Here is an 18,271-nt window from a genome sequence, read left to right on the forward strand (position 1 = left end):
ACCCATGCCGGGCGCACACGAAAAAACCGGCCTTTTGCAAAAGGCCGGTTTTATTAATCTTTAACTGTTTCTTTTGCTTTGTCTATAGCAATCGGAATAGCTCTTCCATCTTCGTATCCCTCTTCCAGCAATGCGTTTGCAATTTCAATTGCTTTGTCACGGACACTTGGTTCGAGGTTTTTCATTGCATCCGGATAATCATTTTTGGTCCATGGCATACTTACCATCTCCTTAACTATATTTAATGGAAGTATACCCGGATGCCTTTCTGATAAACAAAAGAAAGTACAGCACTAAGGGCTCTACTCTGTCTTTTCTTCAAGTGTATGAAGCTGGTGTTCAATCTTGTCCCAATCCAAGTTTTCTCCAATAAAGACCATGTTCAGCGGCATATTGATATTTTCCTGCATATACAACGGCATTCCATAAGAGAATTGAAATAAAAAAGGGTAACGTGATGAATCCAATTTTAAGTATCCTTTAATTCTGTAGACAGTATCAGGAAGACTCCTTAGAAAGTCTTCAAAGCCAGACTGGTTCACTGGATGTTGAAACTGATAAACATATGTGCTTAACTTTAAATCCGAGAAAACATGTGAGCTGGATCCTTTATTCTTTTCACCCGAAGACATGCTCCTGACCTGTTTTATAGCGACCTTTGAGTAGGATGTTAATATAGAAAATGCATGGCTATTGAGAGCTTGGATTTCCATGCTGAGACGAGCTTGCTCTGCTTCCGTCATTGCGTCTGCTTTATTTAATAAAATTAAGTCTGCATGACGGACTTGTTCGATCAACAGCTGCTGAACCTGCGGGCTCAACGATTTTCGATTTAGCCATCGAGGGCTGTCCACTACAGATATAATCCCTTTTACAACCATGCGGTCTGCAAACAGGGGTGAAAGGATGCTATCGAGCACTTCAACAGGATGCGCAGCCCCAGTTGTTTCAATGTAAATGGCTTCCGGTTTTTCAACTGTAAGCAATTCTTGAAGCTGCGCCTCAAGCTTATCTGAAATCGTACAGCAAATGCAGCCGTCAAGAAGATCCTTCAGCGGGACGTCTTCATCTACTGAGTCTGAGTCAATCGATACTTTTCCGAGCTCGTTCATCATTACTGCTACTTTTCTGCTTTGCTGTTTTTCATCTTCCAGCAGCTGTTTAAGCAGAGTGGTTTTTCCGCTTCCGAGAAATCCGGATAAAATATAAATTTCTGTTTTATTCATGCTTTTCCCCTTCTTCACGTTCTGACAGCATTTCTTCAATCATCACTTCCATTTTTTTCTCGATCAAATCCATATTCAAATCTGTTAAATATCCTACAGATTGAAACATCTCCTGCTTGCATTTCCAAATAGGAATATAGGCGTTTGGAAAATAGTCCTCTTCTGTTTCAATCCCAACTTCCAGAAAAGATTCATAATCAACTGTAAATACATCCTTATTGTTGACATTCCTTCCTTTAATACTTCTTACTAGATCTATAACAAGATGTTCGTTTACGATTTGGAAGTCTTGTTTATACTTATTATGAAGTTTTTTCGCCAGCTTTTCACATTCTTTTTCTATATAGGCTATTTTATCCCGTGTTCGTTCATGGAGTTCTACTATTTGTTTCAAAGGATCACCTCTTCATAGCTATCCTGTCTAATGAGACATTTTATATGATTTTTTGAGTGCGTACAAACCATAAGGCATATTTGTTATAATCTCCTTATTAAAGGATGGTGTATTGAATGTTAGAAAATACCGGAGAAAGAATTATTCCAGAGGAATTGCCTATTACAAATGGCATGCTGCTTGAACATTTGGCCCGTTATTACTTCTCCCTCTATTATGCAAAAGGCAGAGTCCTCGATATTGCATGCGGAACGGGTTATGGATCCAAGATTATGGCTAAATCCAAAAAGGAAGAAATTGATGAGATTATTGCTGTGGATATTGATGAAGAAACATTGAAGTATGCCAGGAGCCACCATTACCATCCTCTCGTCCAATTTGTTAAAGCAAACGCCTCAGATGATAACCTTCCTGACGAGTTAGGTTTTTTTGATGTTATCACAAGCTTTGAGACCATTGAGCATCTTGATACTGAAGAAGCATTCCTTGATAATCTTTTTAAAATGCTTAAGCCTGGAGGTATACTTATTTTGTCCACCCCTTTCGGCGCAGGCAGAGGCAAGCCGACAAGGGAACCTTTTCATATTCACCAGCTGACAGAAGAGGAATTTGTCGAACTTTTTGAAGCGTACGATGACACAGAATTTTATTATCAGCGAAGCGTTCTTATCGAACCAAAAAGAGAAGGTAAACACTATCCGATCGGTATTGCGGTTTGCAGAAAATAGTAAAGAGGAGCATACAAGCTCCCCTTTTTCTTTGTTCAGACACGATATCCAGCTTGAAATAAACGGATTCCTCATTTATATCTGCATTTTTCTAGTCCTCTTTTTTATTTCTTTTCAGCCTCTAGAAATTGCTTAAGAGCTTCTGTATTTTCCTCAAAGTTTATCTGGAGTACCGCCCCAGCATGCTCATAAGTTTTATTTTCGTAACTGTCTGAAACAGGTACCCTCAGTGTTTCAATTTCAGTTACAGGATTCATCAAGAAAGAGGCGCCGATGGATAGAGCTTCGTCGAACTTTAAATCAGTATCAACATATTTCATTGCCTTGCTTACAACATCTGGAAATTGAGCAATTCCGGCTGGCGAAGTGAATTCACTCATCACCTGGTCCTTTATTGAGATTAAAATTTCCTGCTGCCTGTCCACTCTTCCAAAGTCACTTTGCCCGTCATGGCGAAACCTGACGTAAGATAATAGATCGCTTCCCTTGAGCTTTTGTTTCCCTGGTTCAAGTTCCAGCCCCATATCCTCAATCATTGCAGAGGTTACGTTCACTTCAATTCCATCTGGTGCAATGGCGTCCAGCATCTTTATGAAGCCTTGAAAGTCAATTACTGCAGTATAGTCAATCGGCACACCAAAGTTTTGTTCAATCGTCTCTTTTAATAATTCTTTGCCTCCTATATAGTAGGCATGGTTTAGCTTGCTATAGGTGTATGTATAATCAGGGATTTTCACATAGCTATCCCTCATCAAGGAAACTAATTTGATTGAATCCCCTGAAGGCTCATACCTTGCAAGCAAGATCGCGTCGGAACGGGAATCTTCTTCTCCCCGGCTATCTACACCGATTAATAAAAAGTTTCTTGTTTCATTAGAAAGCTTAAAAGGATTCTTTTCTTCCTGATTTATCTCTTCAGGCTTATTTTCTGCCTGGCTATTTTCTGAAAGCTTTTTAGCGTTGTCTTTTTGAAGGAAAGTAGTACATCCAGAAAGGATTGCCGCAGCAAACAAAAATACAATCAAAATTTTCTTCATGTTAATCACCCCTGATTGTTAATGCTCTTAGATTAAGTTTAGTATCATTGTTGGAAAGAAAAATGCTTTATATACCCACTTTCTAGAGAAGCAATACATGTTTTCATAGAAAAAAGCCCTCCAAAAATTGGAGAGCTTTTTGTTTAGGAACCTATTTGTTCTTTTAAAATTTCAGCAGCCTTTTGAATTTGTGTGTCATTTTTATCGATTTCCTCACGAAGTCTTTCCATCAGCTTGATTGTAGACTGTCCTGCTAACACGCCAGTTTCTTCAAGTTTTTCAGCAACCTGGAATTCTTTAACAGCCTGCTCTGTCTTTTCATCATAGAAACCATCTTCTCTGCCAGGTTCATATCCAAGAGTTTTCAGCATTTGCTGTGCTGCTTTAACCTGATTAGAAGATGAAGAAAGTTTTAATTCTGTATCAGGATTGATAAATGGCAAGGTTGCATACTCAGGCAATGATACTTTATGGTCAGGAGTTATTCCCTTTTTATGGATCCAATTGCCGTCAGGAGTGAGCCATTTCTCTGTAGTAAACTTCATATTGGAGCCATCAGAGAAGTCTTGTGCGCGCTGGACAGTTCCTTTCCCGAACGATTTTTCACCAACAAGCGGAACACCTGCTGATTCATTGACAGCTGCGGCCAAAATTTCGGATGCACTTGCGCTTCCTTTATCGATGACAACCACTAAAGGAATATTAGGATTTTCTTCCTTCGTTGATTTCACTTCTTCTCTGTTGCCATTGCGGTCCTCAATCTGGAATAAAATTTCACCATCTGGCACAAACAGACTTGAAATTTTGACTGCCTGATCTAGCAGGCCGCCCGGATTTTGTCTTAAATCAAGGATTAAGCCTTTCATCCCTTGCTGCTGCATCTCATTCAGAGTTTCAACAAGCTCTTTAGAAGTATTTTCTGAGAAAGTGGTAATTTGCACCTTTGCAATTCCATCCTCCAGCATTTCACCATACACGGTTTCAAGCGGGATTGTATCGCGTGTAATGGAGATATTCATTGGTTCATCCACGCCAGGGCGCTGAATAGCAAGTTCAACCTTTGTGCCTTTTTCACCTCTAATTAGCATCACCGCTTCTGTTGAACTCATCCCCTGCAGGCTCTTACCATCAACAGACAGAACCTTGTCATTCGGTCTCAGTCCTGCTTTCTCTGCTGGAGAGCCTTTTAATGGCGAAACAATCACAATATAGCCTTCCTGCTCCTGAATTTCTGCACCGATCCCCTCAAAAGAGGATGAGATGCTTTGATGAAAGCTTTTTGCTTCCTCCTCATTCATATAATCCGAATATGGATCATCCAGAGCTTCAAGCATGCCGTTAATTGCACCATTGATAAGGTTTTCCTGGTCTACTTCCTGGAAATAGTTTGCTTTTAGGGTATCATAAGCTGTATAAAGCTTATCGAATTCCCGTCTCTCGCTGGTTCCTACATCTACTGCTTTTTCATCTCCAAACGCCAGGGCAAATGTAGTAATGCCCGCTGATAAGAAGACGATAAAAAACAGCAGCATAACAAAATGAAACTTTTTCATGCGGATAAAACCTGAGTTGTTTTTATCCGGAGTTTCAGATGTCCCGTTGTTTAAATCTTCATTTTGCAAACTCTTCACCACTTTCATGACCGTAAAATTACTATGTACAATCCTTAATGATTAGAATAACATTTTTATCGAAAAAATAACAAAGAAAAATGCACGAAACCCGTTTCTTAAATTAGTTTCTTGGTCTAAGCTCAACTTCTCCCTTTTAAACTTAGGCTCTGTTAAATTTNNCAGGACTTTGAATCAGCTTCTTTGAGTAAACACCGCACGAAGAAAATGCGAATGCATTTTCGAGGATCTCGTGCCTTCCGCTCCAATCAACAGGGTGCTAAAAAACAACAATAAGCAATAACAGAGCCTAAACTTAAAATAACGCTTAGCGTAATGGCTAAGCGCTTTTTATATCAGGCCACTCCATAGCCTTGATCTTTGACTGCATTTATTAGATTTTTCTCAGTTGCCTTTTCTGGATCATACTCCACTTCAACCTGCTCTTCATGGAAAGCTATTGAAACACTTGCCACACCATCAACAGACATTAGTGCATTTTTAACAGCTTCCTCACAATGGCCACAAGTCATGCCCACAACCTTTAATGCAACCTTTTCCAATACCAGCGCCTCCTTCTTACCAGTTGACCTTACTTTATTATTACCTCATTTGAGGATTAAGATAAACATTTAGCTGATTTATGCTGGGGTATAATGATTAAAGGATATATTTTAGGACGCAGAAATGAATGATGTTTCGAGGTGAATTCCTCCTTACAAGAGATGTACCTTGGATGGAGATAACTGCGGGGGTAACTGGCTTTTTATATCGGTTGAAGACATATACGCCGTTATTGCTCTTGATCCACTTCTTTCATGTGCTTGGATGCCTTTTGTCGATATTCCCCTTTATTAACCACCTTTTTTCTTGTCCTGGAAATATTTTCGTCGTTAAAACAGGTTAAAATGATGAACTTAAAATGCTAAATCAGGTTCTTATAATAAACCTTGGCATCATGCATCAAGCCATTAAATGGTAAGTGTCTTTCAAGCGTTTCCCCTTCCATGAAACCATTTTTCTCTAAAACCCGGCTGGAAGCTCCGTTGAATGATAAAGTTAACGCTTTCAGCCTTTTTAATCCTAGTACCTCTTTAGTTTCTCTGCTGATTAACCTCACTGCTTCAGACGCATATCCCATCCCAGTAAACCTAAGCCCAATCCGGTAGCCGATCTCTGCTTCAAGTGTTTCACCATCAATATTATAAACATTGATTCGTCCGGCTATTTGTTGTTTTTCATTTATTAATAGATACAAATAATACTTATTATCGTTCCTTGACTTCTGCATCTCCAGGATAGACGAAATGACCGACTCTTTGAAATAATATCCTTCTTCACGGGGAGGAACAAATTGTTCAAAATAGGTACGGTTTTCCTGTTCAAAATCCAAGAGTTTTTCAGCATATCCCACTGTAAGTTCTTTAAGTAAAATCAAGTTAACCCCTCATTTTGACCGATTTTCTTTTAGTTTAGCAATCCGTATGGAAATATCAAGAAAAATAAAAGATTAATTGTTTTGCCAGTATAAACATATTTTATTATATAACCTGCTTCTTCAAATGGACAGCCAGCATCTCCATTTCCCTTTCAACAGCCCGCTGCAAACCTCAAGAGTTTCAGACTTTCTTTTTTAAGGAGTGATCACATGATGATAACCGCTTTATTATGGCTAAGCTTTGCCTTTTCACTTATAAGCCTTATTGCCGGAATAATGAATCAGTCGTGGAAGCTAGCATCACTCGGCGGCCTCCTTCTGCTCCCCTTAGCTTTCTTCTTATCAGAGGCAGAGAACGGCCTCCGCTACCTAATGTTTCTTCCTGCCGTTCCTTTTATATTGGCAATCATTTATTTTTTTCAAACGGGCCAAAAAGCTAACAAACAAAAAGGAAATTAAAAAGAGGCCTTTAATCAGGCCTCTAAATTTTCTTAACAATATTAAAGTATTCTTCTAACGTCCATTTTTTTTCATAAATGACTGCAGCGGCATCAATGCCAACATATCGGAAATGCCAAGGCTCATATTTGTATCCAGTAATGCTTTCTTTTCCTTTGGGATACCGGAGAATGAATCCGTAGCGATGAGCATTTTCTGCAATCCACTTTCCTTCTTTTGTTTCCCCAAATTTCTCAGACAACTCCAAATTTGCGCTGCGGCTGGAGATGTCCATGGTAAGACCTGTCTGGTGTTCACTGCTGCCGGGAAAGGCTACTGCCTGCACAGCTTTCTCTTCCCCAACTCTGTTTACCTCAGCTTCAAATACCTGAGTCTGGCGATCATAAGAGCGGTAGCCTGAAACGGCAAACAGTTCCACTCCTGCTTTCTGGGCTTCTTTAAATAGGTTTTCTAAAGCTGTTGCAGCATCCTGGCGCATATAGCTTTTTTCCAAGTCTAATTTTCCGTATGAAAAGGAGACATCAGGAATAACCAATTGCGAAGGTTCATAACCATTTGGCAGGCTAAATTGTTTATTCACAAGAACCATAACGTTCTCGGGGTTTTGGATTACGTTTTTCCCATTAACTACTTTAACATCATTAAAGTACGAAGCTTCCAATGAAAGAGGATCCTTTTCGGCGGAAGTTTCATTATTGTTATCTGTACCGGCATGCCCGGAACTGGTGTTACTCTCTTCTTCCTGTGGAGATGTATCTTGATCTTGGTTTTCCTCCATACTCTTATCTTCTTGCAGGAAAGGAACTTTTTCGATTAGCGGCTTAACTTTATCCATATAAGGATCCAGTTGGCTGCAGCCAGAAAGAAACAGGCTAAGCGTCCCAGCTAATATTAAATTCTTTTTCATTCATTTCACCTATCTTCAAATTTCTTTGCAACATTACTATTTTAACACTACAAGTCAACTATTCCATACCTGCGAAAAAAACAGGACAAACGGCATAGTTCTCTGCACTATTCATTCAATTAATCGCCAAAAGGGTTACAATTTAATCCTTAGCAAAATAAAAAACTGGCTCATATATATGAACCAGTTTTCAGTGCTATTCCTTAATAGCCGCCTCAAGTGCAACTTCAATCATTTCATTGAAAGTGGTTTGTCTTTCTTCGGCTGTTGTTTCTTCGCCAGTTAAGATATGGTCGCTTACTGTCAGAACAGATAAGGCCTTTCGGTCAAACTTCGCAGCTAGTGTGTAAAGCGCGGCTGTTTCCATTTCAATGGCAAGAATTTGATATTTAGCCCATTTTTCAAGTTCGGAGTTATCATTATAAAACATATCAGCTGTGAAAACATTTCCTACTTTAAGATTTAGACCTTTTTCTACACCAGCATCATATGCTTTTTTCAGCAAGTCGAAGTTGGCTGTGGGAGCAAAATCAACTCCGCCGAATGTAAGCCTGTTCATCTGGGAATCCGTCGAAGAGCTCATTGCCAAAATAACATCCCTTACTTTTACATCCTTTTGGATCGCACCGCAAGTTCCCACCCGAATTAAATTTTGTACATGATAACTCTGCATTAGTTCATTAATGTAAATGGAAATGGAAGGAACACCCATGCCTGTCCCCTGTACAGATATGCGCTTGCCTTTATAGGTTCCTGTATAGCCGAACATGTTGCGGACTTCGTTATAGCATTCCGCATTTTCTAAGAATGTTTCTGCAATATATTTTGCACGTAACGGATCTCCCGGAAGAAGGACCGTTTCCGCAATTTGACCTTCTTTAGCACCAATATGTACACTCATTAATCATAACCTCCAATTCGTTCTGAAGCCTGTGTAAATGCTTCCAAGTCACACTATACCATATGTGGCAAGAACTTAGAAACTAATAAGTAAAAGCATGTTTTCTCCCTATTCGGGAAAGCTATCATTAGCTTTTCCAAAGGAGGTTCTAAACATGCCACAAAAAGGGATGAGCAAAAAACTGAGACAAGCCGTTCAGCATGCAAATGAAACAAACCCGTCTTCAAGGGCAAATACTGAACCGCATACATCTAAAACAGTCAAAACAAAAAGCAATCGATAATTTGGAGGGATTCAGATGGGCAAAAAGCATCGCAACCGCATAAATTCGCCAAAAAAAAATAATCATATACCTGCCGAAGCTATAATCGCCGAACAAGAGGCCCACGGCAAAGAATATACGGCCAATAAGCGCAAAAACAGCCCTGGGTCCAACATAACCGAGTAAATAAAAAAGAGGAGGGCATCTTGCCTTCCTCTCATAAATTTTACTATCGGATATGTATACGATTTATTTCTTCCCAGCCGCCAGGCTTTAGCTGGTAATAATACTGTCCTCTCCGGCCTTCATCAATAAAAAGAATGTCTCCCGTTGAAATAAACCGGCCGCTAAAGTCAACTGGAATCCTATCTGGTACATTAAATCTTCTAAAAACATTATCAAGGCATTCTTCATGGGTCAATCCTTCAACATTCAAGCGGTAAACTTGCTGAAACCCCTTTGTCTCCCTAAACTTGGGTGTTTGGAAAATCGTCACATCATACTCTTTTCTTCTAATCCTGGTTAATTCCTTCAGCATATGCATCCCCCTCGGTTTTGGTATCACCCTTTAACTCCTTGAACACTTCTTCTGTTTATATAGATTTCCTGATGAAATGCTCTATGACGACCATTTTCCTCTTTCTGGGTGGTATTTCGGCTACATGAACGCCCATGGCGGCCATTCTCCTTCTTTTCACAAGAATATCGGCTTCATGAACGCTCCTTGACGACCATTCTCCTTCTTCTCACAAGAATATCGGCTTCATGAACGCTCCTTGACGACCATTCTCCTTCTTCTCACAAGAATATCTTCCTCATGAACGCCCTATGGCGACCATTCTCCTTCTTCTTACAAGAATATCGTCCTCATGAACGCCCTATGGCGACCATTCTCCTTCTTCTTACAAGAATATCTTCCTCATGAACGCCCTATGGCGACCATTGCCCTTCTTCTCAAAAATATCGTCCCCATGAACCCTTTATGACGACTATCCCGCCCCTTCTCCAAACAAATTCGGCTTCATGAAGCTCTATTGCAGCCATTCTTCACTGCAAAATCTGGTCCTTACTAATATAATCAGGTAGTATTATTGTTTAATTAGGCACTTTTCTTGTCGTTTCCTTCATCAAAAAAGTTCTAGTTTTGTCGATTCGCGAAAATTTTTATAATGAAACCGCTTTCAAACGAGTCCACCCCGCATAGTATATACAAAAGACTTTTATAGGGGTGATGAAAAGTTGAGGGTTTCTAAAAAAACATTTTTGTTTTCAATCATTGTAAGTCTTCTTTTAACGTCATTTTCTTATTTTTTTCAGCCTCTCATACCCTTCAAATCCATAGCCCACAGGGGAGCATCCACTTATGCGCCTGAAAATACGATAGCATCCTTTGAAAAAGCTGTCGATTTAGGGTTTGATTATATTGAGTTGGATGTGAGGTTCAGCAAAGATGGACACCTTGTTGTCATTCATGATGCAGATGTTCAAAGGACTACAGACGGTGAGGGCTTTATTGGGGATCTGACTGTTGAGGAAATAAAAAATCTTGATGCTGGTTCGTGGTATTCCCCTGAATTTGCGGAGGAGAAAGTACCGTTGCTTTATGAGGTATTAGATCGTTTTATCGGAAAAATCGGATTACTGATTGAAATGAAAGCCCCGGAAAATCAGCCTGGCATGACGGAGGTGCTTGCTGAGATGTTAATGAGCTACAAAAAAGACGGGCAACTCGTAAAAAACATCAAGGTCCAATCCTTCCATGTGAATGAAATGAAAAAGTTTCACCAGCTGGCTCCAGATATTCCTGCGGGCATACTCCTAAGCAAGCAGCTGGATATGCTTCATTTGGCTTCCTATCGCCAATTCGCCTCTTTTCTATCTGTCCACCACCTTTTACTCTCCAAATCCTTCATAACACAAGCTGAGTTATTCGGATATGAAGTATACTCCTGGACCATAAAAAAACAGTACCAATTCGCTGATATGCAGCGGCTCGGGGTTCATGGAATTATATCTGATGAAGAAAAAAGAATACCGGATTCAAGGCTGTATGCGTTCATAACACCCTTTTTGAAAGGACAGGATTTTATAAAAACCTTGCTGACATAATTTTTTCAGAAATTAAAAAACGATGGGAATTCCCCCATCGTTTCTATTTATTATGATATTACATTAAGCATATTTTGCTATCATTGATTGAAGCTTTTGCTGCATATAAGGGATATCTCCATTTGTTACTGTAAATCGAACAAATGATTCATCCATTTCAAGCGCTTCTGCCAGGAATCCGCCTAGCCCTCTGGCTCTGCGGTCTACCTGCATAAGTATTTCTGTCTCTCCGCTTGGCTGAGGGAAAAATACAACTTCCAATTCATCAAGGCGGCCTCTATAAGGGCCGGATACCGGCACAAATTCAAACTCCTGTATAAATGGCAGCCTGCGGCGCAGACGGTGCGGAGCCTGCTCGCATTCAGCTTCCCGTAATCGGAAGCCCATATTGGATACAGCGTTTAAAACTGAATCCATTAACGGATTGGGGACGACCCTGATAAAATCCTGATCAGTAGGATCCACCGCATTTTTTATATCCAGCCCAGTAGCAACCCAAATTTTTGTCTTTCCAAAAGATAACGGGGTATCAGAAGGCAAATTAAAGGTAAACGGAATTTCCTTTTGCTCATTTGCAGAGAGGGTAATCGATTCCGCCAGCCTGAAACGGTCGATCAACCCTGAGACTGTATACTTTTTATCATCCGATTCCTTTATATAAGTCGTATTCAAAGAAAGATAAATATCGTCTATAATCTGTTCGGTATTTCCTCCTGAAATTACAACAACTCCCTTTAAAACCTCTCCGGGTGAAACAGTATCTCTTTCAAGCCTGGTATCCACTTTTGCAGACCCAATTCCCACACTTGCTAAGACCTTGTTAAAAAATGACATGTTCTTCTCTCCCTAGTCAAATTATATTTATAAATTTTTCACTACAAGGAAGTTTCACCTTCCATCCCGCCAACTTTTTTACCTTTTCCGGCGGCTTCTACAATTGTAAACAAAGAATTTCTTTCATTAAGATATACGTTCATAGAAAAAGAAAGTTTCACTTTTTCCGGAGGGTAGCCATAAATTTTTTATCCATTGCCGAAAAAGCCTTTTGCCGTTATGTCGCCAGCCGATTTTTAAAGCGGTATTGGTCCTACTTATGTATGATTAGCAAACTATTTTTATGCGGAGCCCCGCCTCTTACCGCGCAAAAAAATGACGAGCACCTTTCCTCGTCATTTTTCTATATTAGTCGTCTTCGATTTCCTCATCGATAATACATTTTTGCAATAAGTACTCAAACGTGATATCTGCGAGTTCATCCAGTTCTCCTTCAGTAGGCACATATCCCCTTTTTGCCAGCTCATGAAAGAAAAATTCAGCAATTTCCTCCGTATCAATCACGACCTCTATTTCCTTCACAGCATCGCCCCCTTTGTACAAAATGTATGATGCTCACTCTTAATTCATGCAAAACAACTGTCAGAAAAGTCTTATTCTTTATTTCATATAAAATTATTATTTCTTTGGCATTTTTCCTTAATTAGGACATACATATGGGATAAGCAGCTTAAAATGATGATCTGTTTACAGAAAATATTTTTGGGGAGGAAACTAAAATGTCCAGCATATCCAGACTAGCCGTTCTAATAAAAGATGATGTAAATAACGATGAAAGCTCAATTATCAGCTTATTTGAGAGTCTATTAAATGGATGGTACAAGCTCGTTGTTTGGTTTGGCATCCCGTTCATGGTTTATATTTTGGTGTCATGGTTTTTTTAGCAGCATTTAAGCGTTTGTTAAATATTAAACGGTGCTTTTTCCATCATTATTGGCAAGGTGCTTCAGCTTTCTGAGTATGACGCGCATGATATGCTTATACTCATCATCATGAAACATTTCATAAAGAATACGATAATCATTATATATATCAAGCAAACCATCAATCAGCACTTTTCTTTCTTTTATGCCTTCAAGCAGTTCCTTTTCAGCTTTGCGGAATGAATTGGCCGTTTCCTTTAATTCAGGAAGCTTTTCTTTCTTGTTAATCATATAAAGCAGGCCTAATTTTTGAATAAAGGCATCCGCACTTTCCGCATCTGCAACAAGTGTCAGTTCCTCTTCTCCCGCCTCAAGCCATTCTCCGTCATTTATTCTAGAAAGCTCATAAATTACATCTTCCCATGCATCCTCTTTGTATCTCCAAATCTCTGTCCTGAAGCCAACTATTTTGAAAAGATCCGAACCATACCCTTTCACCTGGACAAGATCGCCAAAAAAGTATTTATATTCGATGTCAATATGCTCCTTTTCCATGATCTCACCTTCATACTCAGACAGCATTTGAAGGCTGGATTCCATATAGAGACCTTCACTTTTATTGACTTCATAGACATACATATCATCAAGCCACTTTACATCCGTCACTTTACCGACTGTACCATAAATAGTGATCACGACTGTATCACCGATTTTGTACTTTGGTTTTTTCCTTTTGCTCATGGTCCTCCATCCTCTCAATGACTGAGTCGTGAGTATTGAATACAATAGTATATGCACTTTTCCTGAAAATCGTCCGTACGTTCATTACAATCAAAAGAAAAGCGCTGGCGCATGGGGTGGACTGTTGCCCACCCCCCAGTTATTTTTAACTAGGCTCTGTTAAATTGGCTTGTTGATTTCCGCTGCAGGCNNAGGACATTGAATAAGCTTCCTTGAATAAACACCGCACGAAGGAAATGCGATAGCATTTTCGAGGAGTTCGTGCCTTCCGCTCCAATCAACAGGGTGCTAAAAAAAACATTAACCTTTTAACAGAGCCTTTAACTAAAAAACACTCCTCTGCAGGAGTGTTTCAATTGCCGCTATGTCTTAAGAGTATGAGAACTACATTTATAGGGCCATCAGCTGTCGGAGAGCACATACAATTGCCATGCTTCATCAAAGACTGACATGCTTTCCATATAGGTACCGTTCAATTCCAGATAGGAGCTGATTTCATCATAATCATAGGATGTTTTCGGAAAACTGTGGTCCTCGTATGCATGGTTGGCAAAATGGCTGATGCTATCCTTTGGTTCAGGATGCCTGTACTTCATTAAAAAATGGTAAAAGGTTTTGGACATAATAACGCCTTCCTCTAAATTTATTCAATCTGGTTCCTTCAGTATTTTATCTACTACTATAAGATAAACCCCTTGGGTGCGTCTACTCATGGAAGCATTTTAGGAGAAAAAAGCAATCCGGAATTTCCGGATTGCTTTTTTCAATACCAAATCATTTATAGGATCCCACGGTGCAAATAACTTTGTGTGAAAAATTATCTTCAACAAGCTATAATGCGCTTGATTTCTAGTTCTTACATTATTGCCAGCGGTCTGTTTTGGCTATCTCTGTAATTGCCCATATCACATTAAACATTAGAATGGCTACCGTAACAGGCACAGCATGAAGCCAATTCTTTCCGTACTTTTCTTTTATAACACCGACATAATAACCGCATAAGAATAAAACGCCCATTGCTGCTGCAAGCATTAACATTAACGCTAGTTCCATCGCTCTTCCCCCTGTGACTATATATGAATACTGTATACCCTCTAGTCTATTATAAAGAAAGGGAATCTGGAGTTTGTGACGAACCGGTGAAAAAACTGTGAATTATTTCCTGGCTGTGATTTTTCTCCTATGAAGTAAAATCAAAATAATTTCTTTTCAGCAGCCTTGGCTGCTCCATTAGCTTTGCATAACTAATTTCTTTTCCAATTTTCTTCGTGTCGATTAAAAACAATTGATCGTCAATTTCCTTCACAAGATCATCAGACTGATACACCATGTCACAGTCCCTACAGACCGTTGAAGGTGTGTCACTAATTTGGATGGCCCGGGTTCCATCCGGGAGCTCCCAGTAGACGGTTTCCCTGCTATCAGAAATATTTTTACTTTCACACCAATCACATTTATTTTGCATTCTTTGCCTCCTATTCCTTTGCCGCTGCCGGCTCTGCATCACTTATATCTTCCGGATTCTGCTTTGTCTGCTGAGCTTTAAATTTCTTTTCCTTTAATTCATCCCGCTTGTCACGCTTATCTTTTAGTGAACTATGTGAAGGGTCGCTTTCATATTTTTCACGGCGGTCCTGTCTTGCAAGTCCTTCAGGTACAAGATTAAATTGCTGGTCATTCATCAAAGCGGCTATACCAACATTGGATCTTTTCTCATCCATCTCCGGATAAATTTCTTTAAAATATCCCTCTGCCCGGCCAGGTACATAATTTTCCGGCTCAGGATATGTGGTAATAACACCTTCAAAATTGCGGAGCACCACTTTGTCAGCACTTTGTGAGATTAAATAATTTGGCTGAAGCGATATTTTCCCTCCCCCTCCAGGTGCATCGACAACAAAAGTCGGAACAGCATAGCCGGAAGTATGGCCTCTTAAACCTTCGATGATTTCAAGTCCTTTTGATACAGGCGCACGGAAATGGCCGATTCCTTCAGAAAGATCACATTGATAAATGTAATAAGGGCGAACACGGATCTTTACAAGATCATGCATAAGCTTTTTCATAATTGGAACGCTGTCATTGATTCCGGCGAGGATGACGGATTGGTTTCCAACCGGGACCCCTGCATTGGCGAGCATTTCACATGCCCTCTTGGAATCGTCGGTAATTTCAATAGAGGTATTAAAATGAGTATTTAACCAGACCGGATGATACTTTTTCAAAATATTGCAGAGATTTTCAGTGATTCTCTGCGGAAAAACAACCGGAGCTCTTGTACCAATTCTAATGATTTCGACATGGTCGATTTCGCGCAGGTTTTTCAGAATGTACTCCAGAATATTGTCATTAATTAATAGACCATCACCACCAGAAATTAGTACATCCCTGACCTGAGGAGCATTACGGATATAATCAATTGCTGCATCAAGCTGCTTCTTCGGGACTCCCATGCCAATTTGCCCGGAGAATCTTCTCCTTGTGCAATAGCGGCAATACATAGAACATTGATTAGTTACCAGGAAAAGGACACGGTCAGGATACCGGTGAGTCAGCCCTGGCACAGGAGAATCTTCATCCTCATGCAACGGATCTTCAAGGTCATATTTCGTTTTATAGATTTCCTTTGAGATTGGGACGGATTGCATTCTGACCGGACAGCGCGAATCATCCGGATTCATAAGCGATGCATAGTAAGGCGTAATATTTAACGGAATGGTCTTAGTGGAAATCCTCACTCCTTCTTCCTCATCAGGTGTAAGATTTATGACTTTTTTAAGATCATCAACTGTGCGAATCGTGTTTGTCAGCTGCCAGAGCCAATCGTTCCACTGCTCCTCCGTGACATCCTTCCATAGCTCTATGTCCTTCCAGTGCCGATCTGGCTTATATAAAAAATTTTTCATACAAATTCCCCCTATGTCAGATTCTTATCTAGTTATCTTGCAAGAAGTGTGCCAAGGTGAATTTTTTTATATTACCCTATGAAAAAAGGACTGAAATGGAAGGTTGTTTTTGGTTTGGGGGATATTTTTATTAAGGTGGGGTTACAAATACATAAAAAAATGCCGAGTATTCGGCACTGTGATGGTATTATTCATTTAGGCTACTGGAGTTTTCTTCTTGAATCCTGATTTTATACTTGGATAGCTTATATTGAAGGGTTTGACGGGGAACTTCCAATAACTTTGCCGCCCTTTTTATATTTCCATCTGTTTGCTTAAGGGCATTTTCAATTAGTTCTTTTTCAAGATTCGCCATGTTCGTCTTTAATGATAAACCCCTTGCTGGCTGGTCTTTTCTATGCGATTGTATTTGCTGCTTCAGCATGACTGGCAGATCTTCTTCCTCGAGAAAGTCTTTCTCGCATACATTCATCATGTACTCGATCGTATGCTTTAGCTCCCGGACGTTGCCCGGCCAGGTATAGCGTTTGAAAAATTGATTCACCTCATTACCAATGCCTGTAATATTTTTATTAAACACCCGGTTGAACTGCTTTATAAAATGCATCGCAAGGAATTCAATATCCTCTGTTCTTTCCCTTAATGGAAGCAGCCCGAATGTAAGGACGTTTAAACGATAAAATAAATCTGTCCTAATTTGCATTTTTTCAAGTGCCACACCGGGATGGATATTCATGGCCGCAATCACCCTCACATTCACCTGGCAGCTTTTCGTGCTGCCTACTCTTCTTACCATCCCATCCTCAAGCACCCTGAGCAGCTTAGCCTGAAGCTCAATGGGCATCGCATGGATTTCATCCAGAAAAAGAGCGCCGCCATCCGCCAGCTCAAACAATCCAGGCCTGTCTACAGCACCGGTATAGCTCCCTTTTGCAGTTCCAAACAAAATACTTTCCAGAAGCGACTCCGGAATAGCTGCACAATTCTGGGCAATGAAAGGGCCGTTACTCCTTGACGAAGCATGGTGGACCCCTTGGACAAATAGTTCTTTTCCGCATCCGCTTTCTCCAAATACAAGAATGGGAGAGTCTGACTTTGCCAGTTTAGCTGCTTCATTTTTTATTTTCTGCATTTCCTTGTTAATCGTAAGGAGACTTTCCAAGGTGTATTGGACAGTGTTCATTTTGATTGTCTTTTTCGCAGGCTTTTTTATTTTCTTCCTCAAATCAAGCAGGCTTTCCGAGAGAAGCTTCAGTCTTGAATAATCTTTTGCAATCTCAACGGCTCCGGCTACTTTCCCATTTACCAGGATTGGCAGTGTTGTGTTGATCGTTTCAATTTGTACGCCATGGACATTAACATATGATTGTGTTTGATTGTAAATCGGTTTTTTGGTTTTGATTACCTTTATTAGCGTGCTTGTCTCTTCATCCAATGATGGAAAAGCGTTCAGGACTGAATTGCCCAGAACCTCGGAGACGTCCAAACCATCATGCTTAGCAGCAATTTCATTATAAAAAATGGTTTTCCCATTCAAATCCACAACATGGATCCCTTCATCAATTCCCTTTAAAATGGCAGCAAGAACTTCTTTTGACATAGCTTGTGTATCGGACATCATGATCCCCTCCCCTACAATGTATATGAGGGGATGCCGAAAACTTGTCATCAGGTGCCGAAAATCTGGCACGTTTTTGGATATGAGAAGGGGATTCTTTTGATGTAGGGCTGTCTTTGCAATTTTTTTAAAGTGTCACCGGTAAAAGCAGATTAACTGCCATTTCTAAAGGACTGTATCTTTTTTCGTCGTTAAACACTTGGATTAACTACCATATCTGGAGAGCTGTGCCTTTTTT

At 40.0% G+C, this 18,271-nt stretch carries 24 protein-coding genes; 6 read left to right on the forward strand and 18 right to left on the reverse strand.

The window, feature by feature from the left end; all coding sequences use genetic code 11:
• Positions 1–53 precede the first annotated feature (53 nt).
• The 3 genes from J7I93_RS18790 to J7I93_RS18800 form a co-directional block, all read right to left on the reverse strand.
• Positions 54–218, reverse strand: coding sequence for a DUF2188 domain-containing protein (locus J7I93_RS18790; RefSeq protein WP_214727518.1), 165 nt, complete (start codon positions 216–218; stop codon positions 54–56).
• An 84-nt stretch (positions 219–302) separates the two neighbouring features.
• Positions 303–1,226: a CobW family GTP-binding protein gene (locus tag J7I93_RS18795; RefSeq protein ID WP_214727519.1), complete on the reverse strand. Its 924-nt coding sequence runs from the start codon at positions 1,224–1,226 to the stop codon at positions 303–305.
• A complete protein-coding gene (locus J7I93_RS18800) occupies positions 1,219–1,620 on the reverse strand; it encodes a hypothetical protein (protein WP_214727520.1) in 402 nt (133 codons plus the stop codon). Before J7I93_RS18800 ends, J7I93_RS18795 begins: the two co-directional genes overlap by 8 nt.
• A gap of 116 nt (positions 1,621–1,736) precedes the next feature.
• On the opposite strand from J7I93_RS18800, the gene J7I93_RS18805 reads away from it, so the two are divergent.
• On the forward strand, positions 1,737–2,348 hold the full coding sequence (locus tag J7I93_RS18805) for a class I SAM-dependent methyltransferase (protein ID WP_214727521.1): 612 nt from the start codon (positions 1,737–1,739) through the stop codon (positions 2,346–2,348).
• 104 nt (positions 2,349–2,452) lie between these two features.
• On the opposite strand, the gene J7I93_RS18810 is transcribed toward J7I93_RS18805, so the two are convergent.
• From J7I93_RS18810 to J7I93_RS18825, 4 genes are all read right to left on the reverse strand, one after another.
• The gene (locus J7I93_RS18810; RefSeq protein ID WP_214727522.1) at positions 2,453–3,385 is read right to left on the reverse strand and encodes an LCP family protein; all 933 of its coding nucleotides are present in this window, start codon (positions 3,383–3,385) and stop codon (positions 2,453–2,455) included.
• 143 nt (positions 3,386–3,528) lie between these two features.
• Positions 3,529–5,007, reverse strand: coding sequence for a lmo1851 family serine protease (locus J7I93_RS18815; protein WP_483297144.1), 1,479 nt, complete (start codon positions 5,005–5,007; stop codon positions 3,529–3,531).
• 344 nt (positions 5,008–5,351) lie between these two features.
• A complete protein-coding gene (locus J7I93_RS18820) occupies positions 5,352–5,558 on the reverse strand; it encodes a heavy-metal-associated domain-containing protein (RefSeq protein WP_214727523.1) in 207 nt (68 codons plus the stop codon).
• 362 nt (positions 5,559–5,920) lie between these two features.
• Positions 5,921–6,433 carry a GNAT family N-acetyltransferase gene (locus tag J7I93_RS18825; RefSeq protein WP_214727524.1) on the reverse strand — a complete coding sequence of 171 codons (513 nt, stop codon included), beginning with the start codon at positions 6,431–6,433 and terminating at the stop codon, positions 5,921–5,923.
• A 210-nt stretch (positions 6,434–6,643) separates the two neighbouring features.
• Here J7I93_RS18825 and J7I93_RS18830 point away from each other — a divergent pair, with 210 nt between their 5' ends.
• Positions 6,644–6,892, forward strand: coding sequence for a hypothetical protein (locus J7I93_RS18830; RefSeq protein ID WP_214988149.1), 249 nt, complete (start codon positions 6,644–6,646; stop codon positions 6,890–6,892).
• Between the two features lie 22 nt (positions 6,893–6,914).
• Here the strand turns inward: J7I93_RS18830 and J7I93_RS18835 are convergent, their stop codons facing one another.
• Together J7I93_RS18835 and deoD are read right to left on the reverse strand one after the other, a co-directional pair.
• Positions 6,915–7,799: a M15 family metallopeptidase gene (locus J7I93_RS18835; RefSeq protein ID WP_214727526.1), complete on the reverse strand. Its 885-nt coding sequence runs from the start codon at positions 7,797–7,799 to the stop codon at positions 6,915–6,917.
• Between the two features lie 196 nt (positions 7,800–7,995).
• On the reverse strand, positions 7,996–8,700 hold the full coding sequence (deoD, locus tag J7I93_RS18840; protein WP_214727528.1) for a purine-nucleoside phosphorylase: 705 nt from the start codon (positions 8,698–8,700) through the stop codon (positions 7,996–7,998).
• A gap of 154 nt (positions 8,701–8,854) precedes the next feature.
• On the opposite strand from deoD, the gene J7I93_RS25440 reads away from it, so the two are divergent.
• Together J7I93_RS25440 and J7I93_RS18845 are read left to right on the forward strand one after the other, a co-directional pair.
• Positions 8,855–8,983 (forward strand): hypothetical protein, encoded by a 129-nt coding sequence (locus J7I93_RS25440; RefSeq protein WP_009332576.1) that lies wholly within the window; start codon positions 8,855–8,857, stop codon positions 8,981–8,983.
• Positions 8,984–8,998: 15 nt separating this feature from the next.
• Positions 8,999–9,148: a hypothetical protein gene (locus J7I93_RS18845; RefSeq protein WP_009332577.1), complete on the forward strand. Its 150-nt coding sequence runs from the start codon at positions 8,999–9,001 to the stop codon at positions 9,146–9,148.
• 43 nt (positions 9,149–9,191) lie between these two features.
• On the opposite strand, the gene J7I93_RS18850 is transcribed toward J7I93_RS18845, so the two are convergent.
• Entirely contained in the window at positions 9,192–9,500 is a 309-nt protein-coding gene (locus tag J7I93_RS18850) for a YodL domain-containing protein (protein ID WP_214727530.1), read from the reverse strand.
• A 701-nt stretch (positions 9,501–10,201) separates the two neighbouring features.
• Between J7I93_RS18850 and J7I93_RS18855 the strand changes: the two genes are divergently transcribed.
• Positions 10,202–11,071, forward strand: a complete 870-nt coding sequence (locus J7I93_RS18855; RefSeq protein ID WP_214988148.1) for a glycerophosphodiester phosphodiesterase — start codon at positions 10,202–10,204, stop codon at positions 11,069–11,071.
• A gap of 63 nt (positions 11,072–11,134) precedes the next feature.
• Here the strand turns inward: J7I93_RS18855 and J7I93_RS18860 are convergent, their stop codons facing one another.
• Together J7I93_RS18860 and J7I93_RS18865 are read right to left on the reverse strand one after the other, a co-directional pair.
• A complete protein-coding gene (locus tag J7I93_RS18860; RefSeq protein ID WP_214727532.1) occupies positions 11,135–11,905 on the reverse strand; it encodes a sporulation protein in 771 nt (256 codons plus the stop codon).
• A gap of 348 nt (positions 11,906–12,253) precedes the next feature.
• Positions 12,254–12,427 (reverse strand): YozD family protein, encoded by a 174-nt coding sequence (locus tag J7I93_RS18865; protein ID WP_009332582.1) that lies wholly within the window; start codon positions 12,425–12,427, stop codon positions 12,254–12,256.
• 197 nt (positions 12,428–12,624) lie between these two features.
• Between J7I93_RS18865 and J7I93_RS18870 the strand changes: the two genes are divergently transcribed.
• Positions 12,625–12,789, forward strand: coding sequence for a hypothetical protein (locus J7I93_RS18870; RefSeq protein ID WP_214727534.1), 165 nt, complete (start codon positions 12,625–12,627; stop codon positions 12,787–12,789).
• A gap of 24 nt (positions 12,790–12,813) precedes the next feature.
• Here J7I93_RS18870 and J7I93_RS18875 read toward each other — a convergent pair whose 3' ends face one another.
• The 6 genes from J7I93_RS18875 to J7I93_RS18900 all read right to left on the reverse strand — a co-directional run bounded on the left by J7I93_RS18875 (position 12,814) and on the right by J7I93_RS18900 (position 18,033).
• On the reverse strand, positions 12,814–13,509 hold the full coding sequence (locus J7I93_RS18875) for a hypothetical protein (RefSeq protein WP_144541834.1): 696 nt from the start codon (positions 13,507–13,509) through the stop codon (positions 12,814–12,816).
• 401 nt (positions 13,510–13,910) lie between these two features.
• Positions 13,911–14,132, reverse strand: coding sequence for a YozE family protein (locus tag J7I93_RS18880; RefSeq protein ID WP_214727536.1), 222 nt, complete (start codon positions 14,130–14,132; stop codon positions 13,911–13,913).
• A gap of 238 nt (positions 14,133–14,370) precedes the next feature.
• Complete coding sequence (locus J7I93_RS18885; protein ID WP_214727538.1) at positions 14,371–14,562, reverse strand: hypothetical protein; 192 nt, start codon at positions 14,560–14,562, stop codon at positions 14,371–14,373.
• Positions 14,563–14,689: 127 nt separating this feature from the next.
• A complete protein-coding gene (locus J7I93_RS18890) occupies positions 14,690–14,974 on the reverse strand; it encodes a YokU family protein (protein WP_214727540.1) in 285 nt (94 codons plus the stop codon).
• A gap of 10 nt (positions 14,975–14,984) precedes the next feature.
• Positions 14,985–16,415, reverse strand: a complete 1,431-nt coding sequence (gene kamA, locus J7I93_RS18895; RefSeq protein ID WP_214727542.1) for a lysine 2,3-aminomutase — start codon at positions 16,413–16,415, stop codon at positions 14,985–14,987.
• Positions 16,416–16,602: 187 nt separating this feature from the next.
• Positions 16,603–18,033, reverse strand: coding sequence for a sigma-54 interaction domain-containing protein (locus tag J7I93_RS18900; protein WP_214727609.1), 1,431 nt, complete (start codon positions 18,031–18,033; stop codon positions 16,603–16,605).
• Between the last annotated feature and the right edge of the window lie 238 nt (positions 18,034–18,271).

Origin of the sequence: Bacillus sp. ISL-47 (assembly GCF_018613175.1) — a bacterium.
Taxonomy (GTDB): Bacteria; Bacillota; Bacilli; order Bacillales; family Cytobacillaceae; genus Cytobacillus.

What these genes read in the sequence shown, in the direction of transcription:
- J7I93_RS18845 (WP_009332577.1), top strand. Translation starts at nt 8,999, where the DNA reads ATGGGCAAAAAGCATCGCAACCGCATAAATTCGCCAAAAAAAAATAAT.
- J7I93_RS18880 (WP_214727536.1), bottom strand. Translation starts at nt 14,132, where the DNA reads ATGTCCAAAACCTTTTACCATTTTTTAATGAAGTACAGGCATCCTGAA.
- J7I93_RS18885 (WP_214727538.1), bottom strand. Translation starts at nt 14,562, where the DNA reads ATGGAACTAGCGTTAATGTTAATGCTTGCAGCAGCAATGGGCGTTTTA.
- J7I93_RS25440 (WP_009332576.1), top strand. Translation starts at nt 8,855, where the DNA reads ATGCCACAAAAAGGGATGAGCAAAAAACTGAGACAAGCCGTTCAGCAT.
- J7I93_RS18850 (WP_214727530.1), bottom strand. Translation starts at nt 9,500, where the DNA reads ATGCTGAAGGAATTAACCAGGATTAGAAGAAAAGAGTATGATGTGACG.
- J7I93_RS18900 (WP_214727609.1), bottom strand. Translation starts at nt 18,033, where the DNA reads ATGTCCGATACACAAGCTATGTCAAAAGAAGTTCTTGCTGCCATTTTA.
- J7I93_RS18870 (WP_214727534.1), top strand. Translation starts at nt 12,625, where the DNA reads ATGTCCAGCATATCCAGACTAGCCGTTCTAATAAAAGATGATGTAAAT.
- J7I93_RS18810 (WP_214727522.1), bottom strand. Translation starts at nt 3,385, where the DNA reads ATGAAGAAAATTTTGATTGTATTTTTGTTTGCTGCGGCAATCCTTTCT.
- J7I93_RS18875 (WP_144541834.1), bottom strand. Translation starts at nt 13,509, where the DNA reads ATGAGCAAAAGGAAAAAACCAAAGTACAAAATCGGTGATACAGTCGTG.
- J7I93_RS18795 (WP_214727519.1), bottom strand. Translation starts at nt 1,226, where the DNA reads ATGAATAAAACAGAAATTTATATTTTATCCGGATTTCTCGGAAGCGGA.
- J7I93_RS18830 (WP_214988149.1), top strand. Translation starts at nt 6,644, where the DNA reads ATGATGATAACCGCTTTATTATGGCTAAGCTTTGCCTTTTCACTTATA.
- J7I93_RS18790 (WP_214727518.1), bottom strand. Translation starts at nt 218, where the DNA reads ATGCCATGGACCAAAAATGATTATCCGGATGCAATGAAAAACCTCGAA.
- deoD (WP_214727528.1), bottom strand. Translation starts at nt 8,700, where the DNA reads ATGAGTGTACATATTGGTGCTAAAGAAGGTCAAATTGCGGAAACGGTC.
- kamA (WP_214727542.1), bottom strand. Translation starts at nt 16,415, where the DNA reads ATGAAAAATTTTTTATATAAGCCAGATCGGCACTGGAAGGACATAGAG.
- J7I93_RS18860 (WP_214727532.1), bottom strand. Translation starts at nt 11,905, where the DNA reads ATGTCATTTTTTAACAAGGTCTTAGCAAGTGTGGGAATTGGGTCTGCA.
- J7I93_RS18890 (WP_214727540.1), bottom strand. Translation starts at nt 14,974, where the DNA reads ATGCAAAATAAATGTGATTGGTGTGAAAGTAAAAATATTTCTGATAGC.
- J7I93_RS18835 (WP_214727526.1), bottom strand. Translation starts at nt 7,799, where the DNA reads ATGAAAAAGAATTTAATATTAGCTGGGACGCTTAGCCTGTTTCTTTCT.
- J7I93_RS18805 (WP_214727521.1), top strand. Translation starts at nt 1,737, where the DNA reads ATGTTAGAAAATACCGGAGAAAGAATTATTCCAGAGGAATTGCCTATT.